The organism is Halostagnicola alkaliphila (assembly GCF_055379965.1).
The window spans coordinates 1,190,839-1,209,952 of sequence record NZ_AP043826.1 but is presented as its reverse complement, the minus strand read 5'-3'; the positions used below and the strand labels follow the sequence as shown (position 1 = coordinate 1,209,952).

Sequence of the window (19,114 nt, the reverse complement as noted above, 5' to 3'; positions counted from 1 at the left end):
ATTCCGCTAGATCTGCAAGTATCTCACTGGTAGTTGGTCGCTCCGTGCATACGGAGTTTTTGCTTTGGCAGTAGATGCTACCGCTCTCGGCTGGTTACACACCTCTACCGAGCATTGGTGTTCGGTTAACACTGTCAGTAATATTTCCGAGGCGGAAGCTACCTTGACCCGAGTTGTTGAGATACCGTTTTCGGTCGTTTGGGCGTGTTCAGTCAGAGTCCAGGACGGGGCGATTCGACGCTCACGGCCCTTAACCGAACACAGATGCATCTCTACCGGGGTGTGACGTTGGTTTTTTCTCAACAGAGTCCGAGATGGAGCGTATGGGTCAGAACGACGATAGCACTAACTGTGTTTGGATTGATGATAAGAGGCCGGACGAACCAACGTTGATCGAGGGGCTCCCGGGACACGGTCTTGTAGCATCAATCGCAGTTGACCAAGTCACCAAACAGCTCGGGTTGACCCATCACGCAAGCATCCAGTCTTCGAAATTTCCGCCCGTCGTAACTTTCGAAGACGGCTTAGTCCAAGATCTCGTCCGGGTCTATACCGGTGAGGAGCCTCCAGTAATAACTTTACAGAGCGATCTCGCCCTTCCATCGAGCGCCTTAGAACCGGTGAGCAAATGTGTGCTCTCCGAGATGGCGACTGAGTACCAACGAGCAATCTTCATCGCTGGGGCACCCGCAGCGTCCGAAGAGAATATTGGTACCGTCCAGGGAGTCGCAACGACTGAAGAGCTGCGTGAAAAATTGCGAGATGCCAATGTACCGATTGCTGAAGACCATGGCGTTGTCGGAGGAATCACCGGAGCGCTCGTCAGGGAGTGTTACCAACTCGACATTCCGGCTACCCTGTTGATCGTACGGGCTCACCCACGGCTACCGGATCCAGGTGCGGCCAAAGCTGTTATCGAAACGGCCCTTGAACCACTTGTCGAGTTCGAAATCGATACTACTGAACTGGAAGAACACGCCGAGGAGATCCGCAACCAGATGGACCAGATTGCTCAGCAATACAAACAGGTCGCCGAGGAACAAGAAGCTGAGTCTCAGCCGAGGAGCATGTTCCAATAGTGCATCACACAATACCCTTCTCCAATACTGTGTCCCAGTAAAAATATTATTCATATAAGCCTGTATATGCCAACCAAAGATTCTGGAGAACGATGATGAGCAAAAGAGTCAAAAGCACGATAATTGCATACTCAGAGTAACCTACCCCCCAAAATATCGACGCCATGACCAATAATAGTACGACGTATCTGTTAATATTATATTCAATAAGTTCCCTCACTGCTCCTCTGCTCGGGCTATCAACCATAATCAGTGAACATTCCTAATCCGTGAAAGCTTAGGTACGTTCGAGTCTACCGAATTTTTATGTCGGCACCTACACGGTAGAAGAACAAAAGGACTACTATTAGGGGGGACAGAAGATGTCTCATGAGACGGCTTCTCTTTGAATTCGAAGAAAAGCAAATTCCTCCAGTTGTGATACTCACTACAGCCCTATTGTATGGAATATTTATCATAGGGATCATCTATCGACTTCTCATGTACGCATTGTAGTCATTTTCTGCAAATGAATAAACATGAAATCGCTAAGCATTATCCGGAGCGACTCGATCATACTGATCAGGTAGAGTGATACTGATGAGTACGTGGAAACGTGACTTTGCGAGCGGACTCATCGTTCTCGGGCCAATTCTTGCGACCCTCTACGTCGTTTATGTCCTCTATGGAATTCTCGCGGGATACACACCGGGAATTCTCCTCAATGCAGAGACGCTCGAACCACTCCTGAGTGGTATCGGAGAACAAGCACGCGAACGGATCGCGGGCTTATTTCGAGTGGTGATTTTCCTCATAATACTAAGCGGATTGATTTTGGCCGTTGGGTATTCCATGCGAACGACAATTGGAACAGCATTCGAAAGATTTGTAGACTCGATAATCAATCAGATACCGGGACTACGACTCGTTTATAACGCTTCCAAAACTGCTGCTGAAACCGCACTTGGAGACTTCGAGTCCTTACAAACACCAGTAAAGGTTGAAACGTGGGCCGGGCTCCGAATGACGGGGTTCAAAACAGGGATAACAACTCCCGATGGGCGAGAGTACCTCTTTATACCGACGTCCCCAAATATCACTTCAGGGTTTCTCGTCGAGGTTGAATCAGAAGACATCGTAGAAATTGATGAAACCGTTGAGGAAGCACTGACTCGAATAATTAGCGCAGGATTTGGAGACAGCGACCGGTCATCGAAAGCTATGGCGGACGGGATTTCGATTCCCGTTTCAGACGAAAAGGCGCCCAGAAAACACGAAGATTGAAGTGAACGAAAAGTTAAATAGTTATGCCATCACGACTACATCGAAGAACAGCATTGTAGTGTTTAACTAGCAACTTCGAATTCTGTGTGCAAGCCATGTTCAAGTTCGACTTCGAGATCTGGTTCCAGTCCAAGACGTCTGGCAACTTTCCGTCTTAGTGAGAGCGGATACGACGTTCCGATAATTACTCGGTCAACGTTCTGTCTGTACGCTTCGTCTATAATTGCACGTTCAAGGAGATATTCTGACCGAACGACATAATGGGCAGGAATTTTACCCAGCTGTTGTTCAATTTCTGTGCGCAACTCTGCCCGGGAGACGTTCTTTGCCCCTTGAAGGAGTCGAACATGTAAGATGATAAGTGACCCAGATTGGTCACCAGAAATCTGGTCGAGTCCTTGCTCAATAGTATTGAAGGATTGTTCGTTTGGAGGGTATCGAACAGGTACGAGGATCGTCGGCATCGAATTACGAACGGTTGTGAAAGTTTATATGCGTTGTCCTTCACCAAGATGCGTATTTTGACAAGGACATAGAGACTGTGAAGGCGGCAGTTCGCTACACGCTGCTGGGCATCTCTCTTTAGCCGAGCGAAGAATCGCACAACTGCGGCAGATTATGAGTGACGTTTTGAAAGTAACTGTTATCCACCATCGGTTCACTCAAAACCAATTTTTCGCGTATTGAATTGATACAGAGGCGATCTAGGAGTTGTTCTAAGACACTGTCCACAAGGGTTTTCGTTAAGGGCATTAGCTACGATAATCAATCAGAAAATACGCGATCGACGATCAATGTGAACAGGAACTGCCCACATTTATATACTTCAGATGATTATAAAACAGCCATCTCGATGACTGAGACGTTACAAATTTTAATTTCCCATCTGCTCTCGGTATTTGGTGTCACGTTGAGTGATCAGCCGTGGATTATAGTTAGTGGGGTTCTCATTGGAGCATACTTTCTCTCACACGTCGTGAAGTGGGGTGGTCACCTCTTCTTGGATCGCGCAGGCCACGGACCAGATGAGTCATTCAACCGTGTGTTGTTCGAAGAGATACACCCACCCCTGTACGGCACTTTTGCGATCTCGGGTGTCTACCTTAGCCTACCCGTACTCGATATCGTAGAGTCCAGCAATTCTCTCATTGGCTTGTTCCTCACCTTCCTCATCATCGCCATCTTGTGGGTACGGGCTATCGTCCGATTAGGAAACCAGTGGATTGAACTCGGGAATGGTGGCGAAAACAAGTACGGATTCTCCTCGGTCTTTAAGAACCTCTGGACGATCTTTGTCGTTACTGGGACAGGAATCTTGTTGTTGTCCATCTGGGGGGTCAATATAACTCCGTTCCTCGCCGCTGTGGGTATTTTTGGAATTGTTCTGGGGTTCGCTGCTAGGGATGAGATTGGGAACTTGATTGGCGGGGTAACTCTCTATTTCGACCAAACGTACGATGTTGGAGACGTAATTCTTCTCGAAGATGGACAGCGAGGCACGGTTACTGACATTGAGATTCGAAGCACAACCATACTCACGCCCGATAACATCCGCGTTACAGTCCCGAACTCCGTCTTAAATTCTGCTTCCGTAGTGAACGAATCGACCCCGAAATGTCGCAAGCGTATCCGTATCCCGATTACAACAGCGTATGGAACGGACTATCAGGACGTTGAACGAATCCTCCTCAAAGTGTGTGACGAGGTGGCGCTGGTCCTCGATTCTCCTGCACCACGTGTAATTTTTCGTGAGTTCGGAGATTCCACACATATTTTCGAACTTCAAGCGTTTGTTGCTGATCCCTTCGATGAACGGCGGGCAATTGATCGAATTAACCGGCGCATATATGATAATTTTAACATGTCAGAAATCGGCGTTCCATTTCCTCAGCAAGAGCTTAGCTTACTTGATAACGAAGCCGACTCACTGACTGAACATCGACCAAGCCAAACAGACAGGAAACGTAATTAGACTATCCGACAGAGCAGGTCAGTGAATCAGTGGACTGATTATTTCCCCAATCTTCGAGTGTTCAGAGCGCAGGCAATAATTCTCCGGACATGTTAGCTGGAGAGATGGTGTTAAATCCTCCGGGAGTTGTAGGTTTGGCCGTTAGTATAACTGTCAGAAGGCTACCGGAAATCACAGCTACAATAATCAACTTACAATGCTTTTACTTGTTTCACTCCTCCTCCAGTATTTGTGCGCTTCTGCGACGATCAATACTGTCGGTGCAATCAGGAGGATGCGAACCCACGTTTCTACCCCAATCGGTTCGACCCCGAGCAGCAGTTGCGTTGGGCCAGCATGGATAGCGATCAGATGCACCACCAGTGCCGTGAGCGTCCCGCCAAGGAGGTACGGATTTGAGAAGGGACTCTTCCCGAACACGGAGCGTGTCTCGGATCGAGCCGTGCCGAGGAACAGCGCCATCGAAACGACCATCATCGTGAGGGTAGCTGTCTGGGCATATCCGAGCGTCGCTCCCCTCGTGAACTCGTACCAGAAGATGATGAGTGCGAGAACTGCGAGCCAGATGCCGACTGCAACCGTTCGCTCAAGAAGTTCGCGCGAAAGCAACCCCGTGTCAGGTCGGTGAGGAGGGCGTTCAAACTGTTCCCGCTCGCCGGGCTCGAACGCCATCGCAATATCCTGAATACCGTTATTGACGACGTTCAACCATAGCGCCTGTGCAGGTAACAGGAGCAGTGGAAAGAGACCTGATTCGTCGCGCGGAAGCACGCCCACGATAGCGAGGAAAAATGCTGCGAGGATCGCCAAAACGAGGGCGACTCCAGTTGCGAGGAGGAACATCGTCGCCTTGCGGATGTTCGAGAAGACGGTGCGTCCTTCTTCAACTGCGGCGTAGATGGTGGCGAAGTTGTCGTCGGTGAGAACCATCTCACTGGCCTCCTTTGCGACGTCCGTTCCAGTGATTCCCATCGCCGCACCGATGTGTGCCGCCTTCAACGCCGGTGCGTCTTTCACTCCATCTCCAGTAACAGCGACGATCTCATCGTCAGCCTGCAATAACGTGACGATCCGGTGTTTCTGCGCGGGACTGATGCGAGCGAAGATGGCGGTATCCCTGAGACGCTCGGTCAGCACCTCGTCCGAGAGGTCGGCTACTTCCTCACCTGTGAGCACCCTGTCGGATTCGATTCCAACCTGTTTCGAGATGGCTTTGGCAGTTACTGCGTGGTCACCAGTGACCATCTTGACCTGTATGCCAGCGCGGTGGCACGCATCAATTGCCTCGGGCACGCCCGATCGAGGTGGGTCGATCATACCTGTGAAGCCGAGAAAGGTCAACCCAGCCGGTTCATCGGTATCAGTCAGATCTCCGTCGCCTCGGGCCATTCCAATGACTCGAAGCCCATCTCCCGCGAGTTCATCGGCTTTCGTGAGCACCTCCTCGGAGTCGAGTGAGGTTTGCCCCCTCGGTGCCGCCATCGTGTCGCACATTTCGACGACGCGCTCGGGAGCACCTTTGATGTAGGTGACGGAGCGACCATCTATCAGATGCGCCGATGCGGCATAGCGGCGATCTGATTCGAACGGCAGATGCCCGATCTGTGGATACGCCTGGGTCAGTTCGCGCTGATCGAGACCCGCTTTTCTACCAGCGACGAGTAATGCCGTTTCCGTGGGATCTCCCCTTGGGCTGAGTGTACCGTCATCTTTTTCGCCGAGAGAGGCTTCGTTTGCCAACGTCGCAGCGAGCAATGTCTCGTACAATGGCGTCCCTTCCTCGACCAGACTGCTCCCCTCTCGCCGACGAAAATCGCTTGTTCCCGGATTTCCCTGGTCAGTCACGTCGATGAAGCCACCGGCGGTCCACAGCCGCTGGACAGTCATGCGATTCTCAGTAATGGTACCGGTTTTATCCGAGACGATGACACTACAGGAACCGAGCGTTTCAACGGCGGGAAGCCGTCGGATAATGGCATTGCGTCCGGCCATCCGGCGAACGCTGACTGCCAACGCTACCGTCATCACGACTGGCAACCCCTCTGGAATTGCAGAAACCGCTGTAGCGACTGCGAGCAAGAAAACGTCCGCGAGCGGAATCGCTTGCCAAAGCCCGATAGCGAATATGGCGACCGCGATTGCGAGAATAGCGACGCTGATCAGGTTTCCAAACCGGTGCATCCGCGTTTGGAGCGGCGTTGTAGCGCGTTCTGTCTCCCGAACCTGCCCGGCGATCGTCCCGATCTGGCTCTCTTCGCCAGTGCCAACCACGACACCGACTCCCCGGCCCGAGGATACCGACGTCCCCATGTAAGCCATATTCCGTCGATCAACGACCGTATGTTCTGGTTCGACGGGTTCTGTCGAACGAGGTACGGGAACCGACTCTCCGGTTAAAATCGCCGTATTGAGTTGCAACTCGGTCGTCCGTAGTAATCGGAGGTCCGCCGGGACGATATCACCAGACTCTAACAGAACGATATCACCTGGAACCAGATCTGTACTGTCTACCTCGGACACGTCGCCATCCCTGCGAACCTGAGCCTTTGGCGTGACGAGCGACGCCAGTGCCGCCATCGCATTTTCAGCCCGATATTCTTGAACGAACCCGATAACGGCATTGATGGCGAGAACGAGAGCAATGACGATCGCATCCGCATAATGGTCGATGGCAATCGTGATCCCGAAGGCAACGAGCAGGATGTAGATGAGTGGACTCGTGAACTGATGGAGAAAGATTCGTACGAGACTGATTGCCTCGCCTTCCCCGATGGTGTTCGGTCCGTATCGATCGAGACGACGCGTTGCTTCTTCACTGCTCAGCCCATTCTGACTCGACCCTACTTCGTCGAGTGTCTCGTCTATGGTGGCTGCGTGCCACGCCGTCTCCTCCATTCTAATTTAGCAATCGAAAAGAGCGGGCAAAAATCTGTGGTTGAGTATGTTTTCGTTCGTCATTCGATCTTTACTATTCAGATCAGATTCAAGGGATAGTGAGTGTCAATACCTACTACTGAACCACTCAATCGGATCCCCATAATCCAATTGAATGGTCATTTCGTCGCATGTGGACTCCCTACAACAGTCTTGTTACGACGGTCAGATTAGCTTGGCTCCAACTACCTCCACCAAACCACTCCACTTGCGTGTATTGTTTGGGCCGAAACCCTATATCCACTGTCGAACATTCAAGACGTTATGAGTATCTCGCCATCGCAGGGTACGATTCTTGTCCCAATAGCGAATCCAGAGACAGCAAAGCAATTGGTCTCGACAGCTGAGGATATTGCGATAGATACAGGGCGTCCACTTGAACTACTGACCGTGGTTACCGTTCCCGACCAACTCCCACTTTCCGAAGGCGAGCGACTCGTTGATAATGAACGGGAGATCCTCAGCTATGCCGCCGGGGTTGTCAATGATCAGACTATCGAAGTCACGAGCTGCATTCGATTTGCTCGCTCGATAGCGAGTGGAATCCTTACCGTAGCGAAGGAACGAGATGTAGAAACAATCCTCATGGGGTGGCGAAGACGTCCACGTCGCCGAGAGGTCATCTTGGGGTCACATCTCGATCAGGTGCTTCGAAAGTCACCGTGTGACGTTCTCGTCAAACGAATGGACGACGAGGGGGAGCTACAACGAATTCTCCTTCCCATCGCTGGTGGTCCAAACACCGAATTGGCTGCAAGGGTGGCAGGTTCTCTGGCACGTGTCCATGATGCAGAGATTCATGTTATCGTCGTTAATGTGCCGGACGAGACGAGAACGACACGTAACGAGAAAGAATCGATCTTATCGAGCGTGATTTCGGGATTTACCGGCGTTCCAGTGATCACGCAGGAAATCATCGAGAGTGACTCTGTGAGTGAAACCATCGTGAAGCAATCGAAAGACGTCGATCTCGTCGTTCTCGGAGCGACTTCTGAAGATCGCTTCCGTCGTTCCGTTATCGGATCGCTCCCAGAACAAGTTGGACGCCGATCGTCAAGTTCAGTGCTGATGGTTAAAGCGCACCGAAATCTCCCTTCTCGACTGGCACGGCTTACCTCACGCATCCGACGCGGTCTCCCTATCGACTGGCGTTGATTACAGACCCAATTGCTTCACTTTTCTTCTGTTACGTGTCGCCGATGTGGATACGGGATGTTGATTTCTGCGTCTTCGAGCGCTTTCTTCACTGCCTCAAGTACGTCGTCTTCTGCTTTCCACATCTTCTCCGTGTTCGGCTTTTCCACCCAGAATCGCACTCGAAGTAGAACTGAGGAATCGTCTAGCTGCTCTACTCGTACTGACGGAAACGGTGTTTCCTCGACGATATCTACGGACTCTACAGCCTTCTGGGCCACCTGCCTCGCTGCTTCGATATCAGCATTGTAATCTACGCCGACAGTGACAGAGAAGCGCAACCGGTTTTCCTGGCTTCGGTTTCGAACCGTTTGATTCCCAATCACTTCGTTCGGGATAATCACATGTTCGCCGTTTGGACCGCGAATTCGCGTATGTGCTATCGTGATATCGGTGACGATCCCACGATCATCACCGACAACGATCCAGTCCCCGATTTCGAACGGTCGAGAGAACATCAAGACAAATCCCGCAATGACCGATCCCAATGTTTCTCTTGCGGCAAACCCCAGGATAACTCCAATAGCACCAGCACCAAGCAGCAATCCCGAGAGATCAAACTCCCAGAGGGTGAGGATGAACAGAACCGCGATGAGCAGAATCATCATCTGCAACACCCTCTTGATAATCTCTTTGTCGTGAGGACCTATCCGACGAGTATTGGGTGTGAGAGAACTGATCCAGGAATCGACGGAAATGAGTCCTGCATACGCCGCAAGAAGTAGCAACCCTGTTCCAATAGTTCTCGAAATGATCGGCCAAGTTGCTACAGCTGCATCGACGAGATACCAGACTGCAAACTCGTATCCCCAGACATAGAGTAAGATTATAAATCCTCCACTCAAAACGATAAGCTGACTTGTTCTTGTTATATAATGGGTTATCGATCTCAGGGGAAGGTAGTCACTAGCGGCCTGCTGCCATTTTGATTGGTTTTGTCGGTTAATGATAGTAAATCGATACAATGCGCTCCGTGAAAGCAGAAACAGCGAGAAAAATACAACGAGGACCACTGCGACTGACAGCAATAGACGAGGATCCTCATTAGAGATTGTCAAAACTAACGTCTCTATCGAGTTAGATACTGGGGACGTATCCGATCTCATATGCACACTATACTTCACACAGGCACAAGCAGCTATTGAAAGGAGCGAATCGCTCTGAGCCGAAGCCAATCAAATCGTATTTACCAACAAATGACTGAAACTCATAACATACTGGTCCGGCCTTGTCGAGTTCGAGACCGTGAATGATCACTGTTGAGAACCATTGTGTGACGCGCTCATAATCAACATCTGTTGATCACCACCTCAGATAGACTCAATGCAGAACTCGAAACCATCGAATGAACGCGGATTCTAACAAAATTGACGAGACTACAGAGACAGAAACACTATAATGAGTTAGAGACAACCCTGGATAATGGTCTGGGGGTTTTCAGATATTGCTTTGACGTTTCAATGGTGGCACCAGATTATCCTTATCATTGTGATCTCATTGATTATCGCAGAGGGAATCAAGGTTGGAGGTGCACGTCTTATAGATCGATCTGAGGAAATGACGGAAACGACGTTTGGCCGGATCCTACTGGAGGAACTGTATGCGCCACTCTATCGATCGGTCGTGTTTCTAGGCATCTTCGCAAGTGCCCAATTGCTGAACACACCTTGGCTTGTTTTCTTACTCACATCCGCGACCGCTTCGGGTATTGTTATTTTGTGGAGTTGGGCTGCTGTCACGCTCGGCAGTCGTGTATTCGAGCTCATGAATAATGGGGAACGGGCGAATGACTTCACACCAGTCTTGGTAATCATATGGAAATTATGCATATTTATCGTCGGGTTCTTTTTTGTTCTGTCTATATGGGAAATAGACATAACGCCGGTGCTGGCATCCGCAGGAATTATCGGAATCGTTGTCGGTGTGGCTGCACAGGGCACGATTGCGAATCTTTTTGCCGGAATATCACTGAATATCGACAGAACATACAAAGTTGGTGATGTTATCAATCTTAGCTCGGGCGAACGAGGGGTTGTGAGTGACGTCAGTATACGCAGTACGACCCTCACCACCCGTGATAACATTACGATCACGATACCGAATTCGGCGTTGAATGAGGAGCGAGTTGTCAACGAGTCGGCGCCTCGGCGACAACGGAGGATTCGTCTCCCAATCGGTGTTTCCTATGACACTGATCTCGACCATGCAGAAGCAGTCTTATTCAAGATCTCAGACGATGTCAAATATGTTCTCGACGATCCAGAACCTGTTGTTAGATATCGTGCTTTCGGAGATTCTGCAATCGAGTTAGAGTACATGTGTCATATCCGAAACCCAGTTCATCGGGGACGGACAATTGACGCCCTCATACGTGAGGTCCACGTGCGATTTAACGACGAGGGTATAACGATCCCCTTCCCACAACGCGAACTCAGCTATCTTCATTACGATGAATCAGAACCCTTAAATAGCCGTACTACCCGCTCTTCATCTCCTTCAGAGGATGCCACACATCCAGAACATTATGACCGGTAGAACATCAGTACATGAATAAACGGTGTTTCCTATAGAGCATAATGTATAAGCGTATCTGAAAGGCTGTGAACCGGAAATCATTCGGTACCATATAGGTGGCTCAAAATGCCAATACAACAAGTAGGTCAATTGTAGCGATTGATACGATTGTGGAAGTCACCTGAATAGGTATTTTTGGCTCTGTGGCGCTGTCTAGATGAGAAATTGAAGGACGAGCAGGTGGGAGCGAATTTTGCTCATAACGCTCGCAAACCTGCTCAGAGAACTGTGGTGAATATTGCCTTGAAAGAAGCAACAGTGCCACAATTCGGACACCGAGTTGGTGGATCAAACATGATATTGGCCCATGTGTTTATTTTTTGAATATCGAATATCCGTTTTCTGAAAGCGTACCATGAACTTGTTCTTCATATTCTGTGGGAATCTCTCCACGAGGTTTAACTCTTCCTTGATGCGGGTCTACAACCTCAAGTTCAATAGTTTCAGTAGAAACCTCTCCAGATTTATCTAATCCTACAATTTCGACGAGTAATCCGTCTCCAAATTTATGCATGGTAGTGGATTTCACCTCCCTCATAAGATTGAGTTCCACGGCTACAGAGTTAAAGATCACAAATGGAGTGTTGCTTTGACCTATATCTGAGCAGAACCTCTATTCGAAGTTCAACTATTCTACCTGAACGCATATTTATTGAGTTTCAAAGAGAAATAGGTGGGTATGGTTAGTGATACCCCGGGAGTTGAAGCGTGGAAGGAAAACACAACTGCATTTGACAGGGTTCGATCCATCGCAACAACCGTTGACAGACCTCGCTCTGCACCATATATCGCTGATGAAGCACGGGTAGCTGAGAATACGGCACGAGACCATCTCAACCGACTCGTAGATCTGTACATTCTTCTGGAGACCGACCACGAAGGCACCACGCTGTACGCGCCTGACCCACTCCACGTCCGGATGAAGACGCTCCGCGATCTCTTAGAGGCTCACGATCAGGATGGCCTCATTCAGCTAAAGGCGGGGATGCAGGAGCAAATCGAGGAGTGGAAACAAGATTTTGATGTCGAATCATCTGACGAACTCCGGAAACATGCTGGTGAGACCAAGACCGCTTCCGAAACACGAAACCTGCTGAGGACCGCGAGTGACTGGGATCTCTCTCGGTATCGACTCAGTATTGTCGAGGACGCTATCGAGAACTACGAGGATTACCGTCGTGGAGAAAATGTAGGAGCCGGGGCATAAAGGATTCCCGTGAGTAATTAAAGAAATCAAGATACTATTGCAATCTACCTCGTGAACACATCAGTAGTATCATTTATACAGTTTTAGCTACAGTCTCTCGGTAGTGCCGCAGACTGAACTCGAAAACGCACTCGCAAATGCGTACCCTCAAGATCTCGAAAAACTCGCTGTTGATCTTCTAAGTGAGCGTGGCTACAGTGTTGATCCTACGGGTACTAGTGGTGCAGACGGCGGCCTGGATGCACTTCTCCAAGATGGTAACCAAATTGGTGCACTCCACGTTAGCCGGACACGAAGTGACCGACTCCGCCAGAAGATGATTTCTGACGCCGATAAACTCGCTAAACATGAACGTTCGTATGATTTCTTCGTGTTCATAACCACCGCAGATCCATCTGGTGCACTTCGACGCCGACTCGAAAGCGAAATCCACGAACAGTACGGCTGGAAGACCAATATATGGGCGCGTGAACAACTCCGGAACGCGCTTATGACGGACCATCAAGCTCTCGCGCAGGAGCATCTCCGCGTCGATCCCGGAGTCAATTTCGATAATCATCGAGACAAACTTCTCGAACTACGTGATAAGAGACTGGATCGAATTGAGGGGCGCAACAACCTTCCTAACGAACTTCCAGAGGGCCCGGCTCTAGCTGTTCACCTCATTCCAAACAACGTACTCAGCACTGGTCTGGATACACATCCTAGCGACCTTCCAACACCACCATTTTTCGGAAATCCAAAACGCGTTATCCAAGGTGGAAAACCAGTCGGTAACGGCATTGTTGCGTACAATTGCCGCTTCCGTCAAAAACACCCAGACTACGTGTTCATCAATGAAGCAGGCTGGATCGAAGCAGTTACGACTGAGTATTTCCGCCCGAACGCAGCAGGGCCTGGTGGATTCATTGATACCGAGATCGATCCTGCGATTGGCGCAACGATCAGAGGCACACTGTACTGCTTCGAAGAACTTGGGATAAAACCTCCAGTGTTCGTTTCAGTCAGCTTGCTTGATGTGGACCAGTATGTGATTGACACTGGTGAGTTCCTCCATTTTGAGTCAGGGAATTTCCCGGACCGGTTTACCACGCCGCTTGCCGAACTTCAACAACTTGACCCGGCGAACTTCGAGTTAGAGCAACTCCAGCCCGTACTTGACCGCATATGGTATCAAGCAGGTCGCTCGAACGGTTCACCGCATCTCTCGAATTCAGAGGACTCATCCCCCTACCAGTAACGACGCACTCTCATCCCTCATCTGTTTCTGCTTCATACTGTTGGCGAGCTCTGCTCAAAGCATCGTCCACCAGACTCTCGTGTAGTTCAGCTAATTGTGGCGACCGGGTTATAGCAAACCCGCACTCCAAATCATCTATAAATGGAAGTGTCGGTGAAAATTCCGGTGCTGGCCGAGTGAACTGTACTACTTCATTATTCGTAGGAAATCGCTCATCGTCACCATCGAATTGCTCCACTATCGAATGTTCATCAATCCGCTGATCCTCAACCTCTTCATGCAATATTCGCAACTCTGCTCCTCTTCCACGTGTTTCGTAAAACACAGCATCTAACGCGTGGACTAATTGAAGCTTATTCAATTCTTCAACAATATCGCTTCCCACCTCAATCACTTCTCCAACCCCATCAGGAAGCGCATACGCGTACGGGTCGTACAGAAGCAAAGCTAATTCACTGGACAGGGGACAGAACACTTGTAGGCCGCGTGTCTGCCAACCTATTGTCCCGATATCAAGAACATGTTTGAAGCGTGGATTATCGAGAACAACAGGGTGATCGGCAAAAATGAATTCACGACCAGTCACATCTTTCAACAAGACTGCTTCGAGATCTGCGATGAGAATCTGTCCTAACAGCGCTGAGACTTCCTGTTGTGGAAAAACAGGACTTTCCGCGATACGTGCGTCACCATCACGTAATGCTTGAAGCGCATTTTCTCGCATCTCCTCGTCGCCTTCACCAGCAACCTCAACTTCAAGCATCAGCGTTAGCAGATCTGTCGCAAACTCGTTCGATTCTTTCTTCGCTGCCTTCGTCCGGGAGTGGGTATACGTGATGAAAACAAGGAAGAGATTGAGCTCAGGGCCATCTTCAAGAACAGATATGGATTCGGCTTCACAGACTTTCCTGAGAACACGAGCAAATTCTCCTTCTAACTCCCCTAGTGTCTCCTCTGTCTCACCATCCTCATCATAGAAATAATTCTCATAGCATAGATTCCGAATGGGTGTCGGCGGAAACTCTTCACGGCGATCTAATTGATACGAGGGCACCCGCTCATCGGTGCTGAACCCTCTCATATAGAACTGTGGAACGTAATGCTGGCGTTTCCGCGGCGGCATTACACTACAGAATTCAGTCTGACTACTTCAAAGATACCTTCTGAGTATATTGCAGTTTTTGTCTATTCTTCCGGGCCTGAGGGTAATGTTTTCTGTGGTGGGTAACGCGTATTCCAACCTCGGAGCAAGCCGCTCTGAATGATAAATTTTCGATACTAATCACATAAACCGCTTCAAGAAGGGCTGAAGACCACGATCTTATATTTCGATTATGCTCTTGGTGATTTCATTTGTAGGTTTCCAAATGCCGAATCTCTGGTTGGCCGGAGGACGACCTTCTATATCGCACTATACGATTTAATCAGAGGGAGAACTGCTCGAGCGTCGCGCCAGACCGCTTCCGAAACAAGTTCGAGTGAGATGGCGGGAGAAATCTCGTTCGAGAGATGGGTGAAGGACTCGGCGTACGAACTGGAGCCGACGGAAGAGACGGGGTCAAATCCAACACCTGTTAGAATCACCGCATCGAGAGGGATACCGAACTGACTCCTCGAACCCGGACGAACGGTCTCGAATCCCGACTGCAGATCCCATCGACGGGACATCCGGAGACGAAACGAGACGTCTCTCGCCGGTCGTCCGGGTTCAGACACGGCGCTCGAGGGATCGATAGTAGGGCCGTTCCAGAAAGTAATTACTCGAACGGACCGGAATACAGTGAACTGATCGAGATACTCGAACCGGCTGATTGACCATGCGCACGCGAGATTGCACCAATCGCCCCCCCGATCGATGCCAGCCGCCCGACACCAATCGCCGTAACCGCTCGAGCAAGCAACGCCGGGGACACTGCGAAGGAACGAACGGAATGTAATCGAGACGTCGGAGCCGTTCTGCGACGGCTATCTGACACGCGGCGGCCTCGAAACGATGGCCGCCCACTCATCTGCGGAGCACCAGGAGAACGCTCGCCGTCAGATGTCTGCCCTTTGAACGATCGAGAAGTATGTCGTTCTATCGTATTCCGGTGCTTCGACGGCAGTTGCTGGATATCGTTACGACAGTTCAGCCGGGGGATCGAGGCTCACTCTGGGACGATTGCATTCGCTCGGTGACTCCGTGTCGTCGACAGGATCACTACACGCCGAGATACCTGGTCCCGAAACTGCGTTTCTCGAGCCTTCGATCCGCCGGAGACGCCCGAATAATCGTCGTTGTGCGGCCGATATTCCCGCCATAAACCACATAGTGAGATATTAAATCGCCGTGCGGGCACAGCAGCGGTCGGGTAACGAACTCGATCCGAAACGGCCGGCGATGGGGGCCTGACGGGCGATAACGGCGAATCGCGCGCTCGAAATCGCGCGTAGAAGCCGATAATCCGTCATTCCCCACCGATCCGCCGAGCCGAACCGCCAGTACGGAGCCCATAATTATGCCCGCCGTCGCCGGATTCGGCTCCATGAGCACCCACCCGACGTTTTCGTTCGACGACCCCGTTCAACGGCGAGTGTACGAGTACGTCGAACAAAACGGAGACGCCTCGCAGTCCGAACTCGCTCGAGCGATCCGGATCGAAACGGATGGCTCGCACTCGAAGCCGGCTCGATCGGGCGTCTACCGGAAACAGGTTCGACCGTCGACCGACCGGCTACAGGAGGCGGTCGACGAGTTGAAAACGGCCGGGTATTTGCTCGAGACAAACGGTCGCCTCCGCGTCGGAGTGACGGCACCGGAGACGAAACACGAACTTGAGGACGGGATCGCTCGGATCCGTCCGGCACGAGAATCCGATCGCGACGAACTCGTCGACGCCATGTGCGAGGTCGCAACCGAGGGCCAGTACGTCGTCGCCGAGAACGTCGCCGAACGCCTCGAGCGCGAGTCCGCGCTCGTTCGAGCAAACGAAGATCAATCTCGCGTGTTCTTCGTCGCCGAGTTCGAACCGGACGACGAGTCGCCGGCCGGATCCGACGAGGAGAACTCGAGGCGAGCGGGCGAACTCGTCGGCTGGCTCCACCTCGACGCGCCCGAACTCCCGTCGCTTCGACACACCGCCGAAGTGACCGTCGGCGTTCGCCCCGACGCTCGTAGAGAGGGGATCGGCTCGAGTCTGCTCGAGTACGGCCTCGAATGGGCCGAAGATGCGGGCTATCAGAAGATCACCCAGAGCCTGCCAGCGACGAACGAACGGGCGATCGACTTTCTCGAGGAGCACGGATGGCAACGGGAGGGCGAGCGCGAGGGACAGTACTGTCTCGAAGACTCGTTCGTCGACGAGGTTCTGTTGGCAACGTGGCTCGAGTGAATCATCGGCGGGTTCGACGTTCCGACCGAGACCGACTGCAGGTTTCTTGGCGGACCCGACCCTCTCTCGAGTATGGACGACATCTCACTCGGCGTTCCGGAACCGGTACTCGAACAGCTGCCCGAAGACGGCGACGACACCGCGATGGATATGCAACAGGCCGTCGCGGGCTGGGAAGACCGCCTCAATCGAGCGATCGACGAAGCCGAAGACGAACGCGAGGCGGCTGCGAGCGTGCTCGAGGTGATCGACCGGTTCGAAGACCGCCTCGAGACCTATGACGAGTTCGTCCCGGAGCTTCGAGCGTGGGGCCAGTCGCCGATCTACGCCATCGCGTGGCGAACCCTCTACGCCGACGTGATCGCCCAACTGTACGAGCACGACGACCTGGGCGAACATCTCGACCGCGAGCGAAACGCGCGACTCCTCGAGGACGGGATACGACTCAGCGATATGTGAGCTAGACTGGTCTCGAGCACAACAGTATCCAGAAAGGCTTTGCGCTCAGACCGGATAGAATGGATCGTGACGAGCACTGACGAACCGTCCGCCCGCAGAGAGGCCCTCGACTTGACGACGCGAGTTCGGCGGCGGATTCTCCCGACGCTTCACCGAGTCAAAAAGCCCCTCGGCGGGTTCGCACAGTGTACCCAACACCCCGCGGAGTACGTCGGAACCGTCCAGCGCGGACTGGGGGAGTTCCGAACCGACCTCGAGGCGATGGAGTTTGCACCGGAACCGATCGCATCCCTGAAGATCCACGACGACGGCCGCCGATCGGCGGGGAGCTGGGTCAGACGGGAGTCAGCGCTTTCGACGTGGCAACTCCACATCGCGCTGTTTCAGGCCGGCGGCGAATCGCTCGAGGTGTTCGCCCACCGCGAGTACTCCTGGTTACGACATCCGTACAAACACTACACAGGGGAAGGCTGGGACAAAGTCTCCGGGGTCGAGCGAATGCGGTCACTATTGCAGAATCACGGCGTCTCGTTCCGAATCGAGTGAATTCAGCGACCAGCAGTTGAACCGGCACAGAGCAGTATAGACGGAATAGTTATACGAACAACCAGTGGAGACACAGCCGATGGCGAACGCTGAACGCGTCGCTGCGTTTACCGACCTCTATTATCCGACGGTCAACGGCGTCACCTACACCGTCTCGCTCTGGCGAGAGCGCTGGCCGCGGTTTCGTGACTCGATGTCGATCGTGTTCCCGCAGATGGACGACTACGAACCGGAGCGGGGAGAGTACACGCTGCCGAGCGTTCCGGCCCCGTTGTACCCCAGATACCGGCTCGGCATACCGAGGGTCCCGGAGGGGCTCGAGACGCCCGATATCGTCCACGTTCACACCCCGTTTACGATCGGGATCGCCGGCATTCGGTTCGCCCGCAAACGCGACGTTCCCGTCGTCGCCTCCTATCACACCCTGCTCGAGGATCGAGCGGACCAGCACGTGCCGGATCCGTTCGTCGGGAGCCTCGAGCGGATCGCGCGGTCCTACGAACGGTCCGTATTCGAGCACGTCGACCACGTCACCGCCCCCACGGCCTTCGCCCGGCGGAACCTTCTCGAACACGTCGAGGCCGACGTCGACGTGAGTATCGTGTCGAACGGCATCGATACGGAGTTCTTTCGACCGGTCGATCCGACGGCGTTTCGCAGAAGATACGACCTCGAGGGACTCGAAGGGCCGCTCGTCGGCTACACGGGCCGACACGGTCCCGAAAAGAACCTCGAGGAGGCTATCGACGGCGTGGCGGGAACGGGCCTCACGCTCGTCATCGGCGGGGACGGACCCGCCCGCGAATCGATCGAAGCCCACGCGGCGGAAGCCGATGCGGACGTTCGCTTTCTGGGATTTCTCGAGCGCGAGGAGCTACCGGCCTTTTACTCGGCGCTCGAGGCGTTCGTCTTCCCGAGTCCCGTCGAAACGCAGGGGTTGGTCGCGCTCGAGGCGACGGCCTGTGGAACGCCGGTCGTCGCCGTCGACGCCGGAGCGCTCACCGACTCCGTGATTCAGGGAGAGACCGGCTATCGATACGAGGAGGGAGATATCGACGATCTTCGGTGGGCGATCAGGCGCACGCTCGCGGAGAACGACCGGCTGTCGGACCTCTGTCGACGACGGCGGGCGATGCTCTCGGTGGAGCACTCGCTCGAGCAGTTGGCGGACATTTACGACGAGTTGGTGTAACTCGAGTTCGTATCAAACGTATCTCTCGTCTCTCGAGCGGTGACAGTCCATCTAGATGGCGCGGCTGAGATCGAAAGGAGGTT

15 protein-coding genes are annotated in these 19,114 nt (G+C 52.4%); 11 read left to right on the top strand and 4 right to left on the bottom strand.

Translation table 11 applies throughout. The features are described 5' to 3' along the window. Positions 1-323: 323 nt before the first annotated feature. The 3 genes from ACZ5C7_RS11155 (at position 324) to ACZ5C7_RS11145 (ending at position 4,314) form a co-directional block, all read left to right on the top strand. Complete coding sequence (locus ACZ5C7_RS11155) at positions 324-1,079, top strand: proteasome assembly chaperone family protein (RefSeq protein WP_464376380.1); 756 nt, start codon at positions 324-326, stop codon at positions 1,077-1,079. Between the two features lie 579 nt (positions 1,080-1,658). Continuing rightward, on the top strand, positions 1,659-2,342 hold the full coding sequence (locus ACZ5C7_RS11150; protein WP_464376379.1) for a DUF502 domain-containing protein: 684 nt from the start codon (positions 1,659-1,661) through the stop codon (positions 2,340-2,342). Between the two features lie 853 nt (positions 2,343-3,195). Next, a complete protein-coding gene (locus ACZ5C7_RS11145) occupies positions 3,196-4,314 on the top strand; it encodes a mechanosensitive ion channel family protein (RefSeq protein WP_464376378.1) in 1,119 nt (372 codons plus the stop codon). A gap of 186 nt (positions 4,315-4,500) precedes the next feature. Here ACZ5C7_RS11145 and ACZ5C7_RS11140 read toward each other — a convergent pair whose 3' ends face one another. Beyond that, on the bottom strand, positions 4,501-7,209 hold the full coding sequence (locus ACZ5C7_RS11140; protein ID WP_464376377.1) for a cation-translocating P-type ATPase: 2,709 nt from the start codon (positions 7,207-7,209) through the stop codon (positions 4,501-4,503). Positions 7,210-7,512: 303 nt separating this feature from the next. Between ACZ5C7_RS11140 and ACZ5C7_RS11135 the strand changes: the two genes are divergently transcribed. Then, entirely contained in the window at positions 7,513-8,403 is an 891-nt protein-coding gene (locus tag ACZ5C7_RS11135) for a universal stress protein (RefSeq protein WP_464376376.1), read from the top strand. A gap of 17 nt (positions 8,404-8,420) precedes the next feature. Here ACZ5C7_RS11135 and ACZ5C7_RS11130 read toward each other — a convergent pair whose 3' ends face one another. After that, complete coding sequence (locus tag ACZ5C7_RS11130; RefSeq protein WP_464376375.1) at positions 8,421-9,287, bottom strand: mechanosensitive ion channel family protein; 867 nt, start codon at positions 9,285-9,287, stop codon at positions 8,421-8,423. 577 nt (positions 9,288-9,864) lie between these two features. Between ACZ5C7_RS11130 and ACZ5C7_RS11125 the strand changes: the two genes are divergently transcribed. Then, positions 9,865-10,977, top strand: a complete 1,113-nt coding sequence (locus tag ACZ5C7_RS11125; protein WP_464376374.1) for a mechanosensitive ion channel family protein — start codon at positions 9,865-9,867, stop codon at positions 10,975-10,977. Positions 10,978-11,329: 352 nt separating this feature from the next. Here the strand turns inward: ACZ5C7_RS11125 and ACZ5C7_RS11120 are convergent, their stop codons facing one another. Beyond that, the gene (locus ACZ5C7_RS11120; RefSeq protein ID WP_464376373.1) at positions 11,330-11,554 is read right to left on the bottom strand and encodes a hypothetical protein; all 225 of its coding nucleotides are present in this window, start codon (positions 11,552-11,554) and stop codon (positions 11,330-11,332) included. A gap of 141 nt (positions 11,555-11,695) precedes the next feature. Here ACZ5C7_RS11120 and ACZ5C7_RS11115 point away from each other — a divergent pair, with 141 nt between their 5' ends. Both ACZ5C7_RS11115 and ACZ5C7_RS11110 read left to right on the top strand, forming a co-directional pair. Then, positions 11,696-12,223 carry a DUF7342 family protein gene (locus tag ACZ5C7_RS11115; protein WP_464376372.1) on the top strand — a complete coding sequence of 176 codons (528 nt, stop codon included), beginning with the start codon at positions 11,696-11,698 and terminating at the stop codon, positions 12,221-12,223. A gap of 103 nt (positions 12,224-12,326) precedes the next feature. After that, positions 12,327-13,463 carry a restriction endonuclease gene (locus ACZ5C7_RS11110; protein ID WP_464376371.1) on the top strand — a complete coding sequence of 379 codons (1,137 nt, stop codon included), beginning with the start codon at positions 12,327-12,329 and terminating at the stop codon, positions 13,461-13,463. Between the two features lie 10 nt (positions 13,464-13,473). Here the strand turns inward: ACZ5C7_RS11110 and ACZ5C7_RS11105 are convergent, their stop codons facing one another. Then, complete coding sequence (locus ACZ5C7_RS11105) at positions 13,474-14,586, bottom strand: DUF4238 domain-containing protein (RefSeq protein ID WP_464376370.1); 1,113 nt, start codon at positions 14,584-14,586, stop codon at positions 13,474-13,476. A gap of 1,402 nt (positions 14,587-15,988) precedes the next feature. Between ACZ5C7_RS11105 and ACZ5C7_RS11100 the strand changes: the two genes are divergently transcribed. The 4 genes from ACZ5C7_RS11100 (at position 15,989) to ACZ5C7_RS11085 (ending at position 19,031) form a co-directional block, all read left to right on the top strand. Continuing rightward, on the top strand, positions 15,989-16,834 hold the full coding sequence (locus tag ACZ5C7_RS11100; protein ID WP_464376369.1) for an N-acetyltransferase family protein: 846 nt from the start codon (positions 15,989-15,991) through the stop codon (positions 16,832-16,834). Between the two features lie 72 nt (positions 16,835-16,906). Further along, the gene (locus ACZ5C7_RS11095) at positions 16,907-17,293 is read left to right on the top strand and encodes a hypothetical protein (protein ID WP_464376368.1); all 387 of its coding nucleotides are present in this window, start codon (positions 16,907-16,909) and stop codon (positions 17,291-17,293) included. A 66-nt stretch (positions 17,294-17,359) separates the two neighbouring features. After that, a complete protein-coding gene (locus ACZ5C7_RS11090) occupies positions 17,360-17,839 on the top strand; it encodes a hypothetical protein (protein ID WP_464376367.1) in 480 nt (159 codons plus the stop codon). 79 nt (positions 17,840-17,918) lie between these two features. Continuing rightward, a complete protein-coding gene (locus ACZ5C7_RS11085) occupies positions 17,919-19,031 on the top strand; it encodes a glycosyltransferase (protein WP_464376366.1) in 1,113 nt (370 codons plus the stop codon). The last annotated feature ends 83 nt before the right edge of the window (positions 19,032-19,114 follow it).

Bases quoted from the DNA above. Each gene is read 5' to 3' on its own strand.
- ACZ5C7_RS11155 (WP_464376380.1), top strand. From the start codon at position 324: ATGGGTCAGAACGACGATAGCACTAACTGTGTTTGGATTGATGATAAG.
- ACZ5C7_RS11150 (WP_464376379.1), top strand. From the start codon at position 1,659: ATGAGTACGTGGAAACGTGACTTTGCGAGCGGACTCATCGTTCTCGGG.
- ACZ5C7_RS11145 (WP_464376378.1), top strand. From the start codon at position 3,196: ATGACTGAGACGTTACAAATTTTAATTTCCCATCTGCTCTCGGTATTT.
- ACZ5C7_RS11140 (WP_464376377.1), bottom strand. From the start codon at position 7,209: ATGGAGGAGACGGCGTGGCACGCAGCCACCATAGACGAGACACTCGAC.
- ACZ5C7_RS11135 (WP_464376376.1), top strand. From the start codon at position 7,513: ATGAGTATCTCGCCATCGCAGGGTACGATTCTTGTCCCAATAGCGAAT.
- ACZ5C7_RS11125 (WP_464376374.1), top strand. From the start codon at position 9,865: ATGGTCTGGGGGTTTTCAGATATTGCTTTGACGTTTCAATGGTGGCAC.
- ACZ5C7_RS11120 (WP_464376373.1), bottom strand. From the start codon at position 11,554: ATGAGGGAGGTGAAATCCACTACCATGCATAAATTTGGAGACGGATTA.
- ACZ5C7_RS11115 (WP_464376372.1), top strand. From the start codon at position 11,696: ATGGTTAGTGATACCCCGGGAGTTGAAGCGTGGAAGGAAAACACAACT.
- ACZ5C7_RS11105 (WP_464376370.1), bottom strand. From the start codon at position 14,586: ATGCCGCCGCGGAAACGCCAGCATTACGTTCCACAGTTCTATATGAGA.
- ACZ5C7_RS11100 (WP_464376369.1), top strand. From the start codon at position 15,989: ATGAGCACCCACCCGACGTTTTCGTTCGACGACCCCGTTCAACGGCGA.
- ACZ5C7_RS11095 (WP_464376368.1), top strand. From the start codon at position 16,907: ATGGACGACATCTCACTCGGCGTTCCGGAACCGGTACTCGAACAGCTG.
- ACZ5C7_RS11085 (WP_464376366.1), top strand. From the start codon at position 17,919: ATGGCGAACGCTGAACGCGTCGCTGCGTTTACCGACCTCTATTATCCG.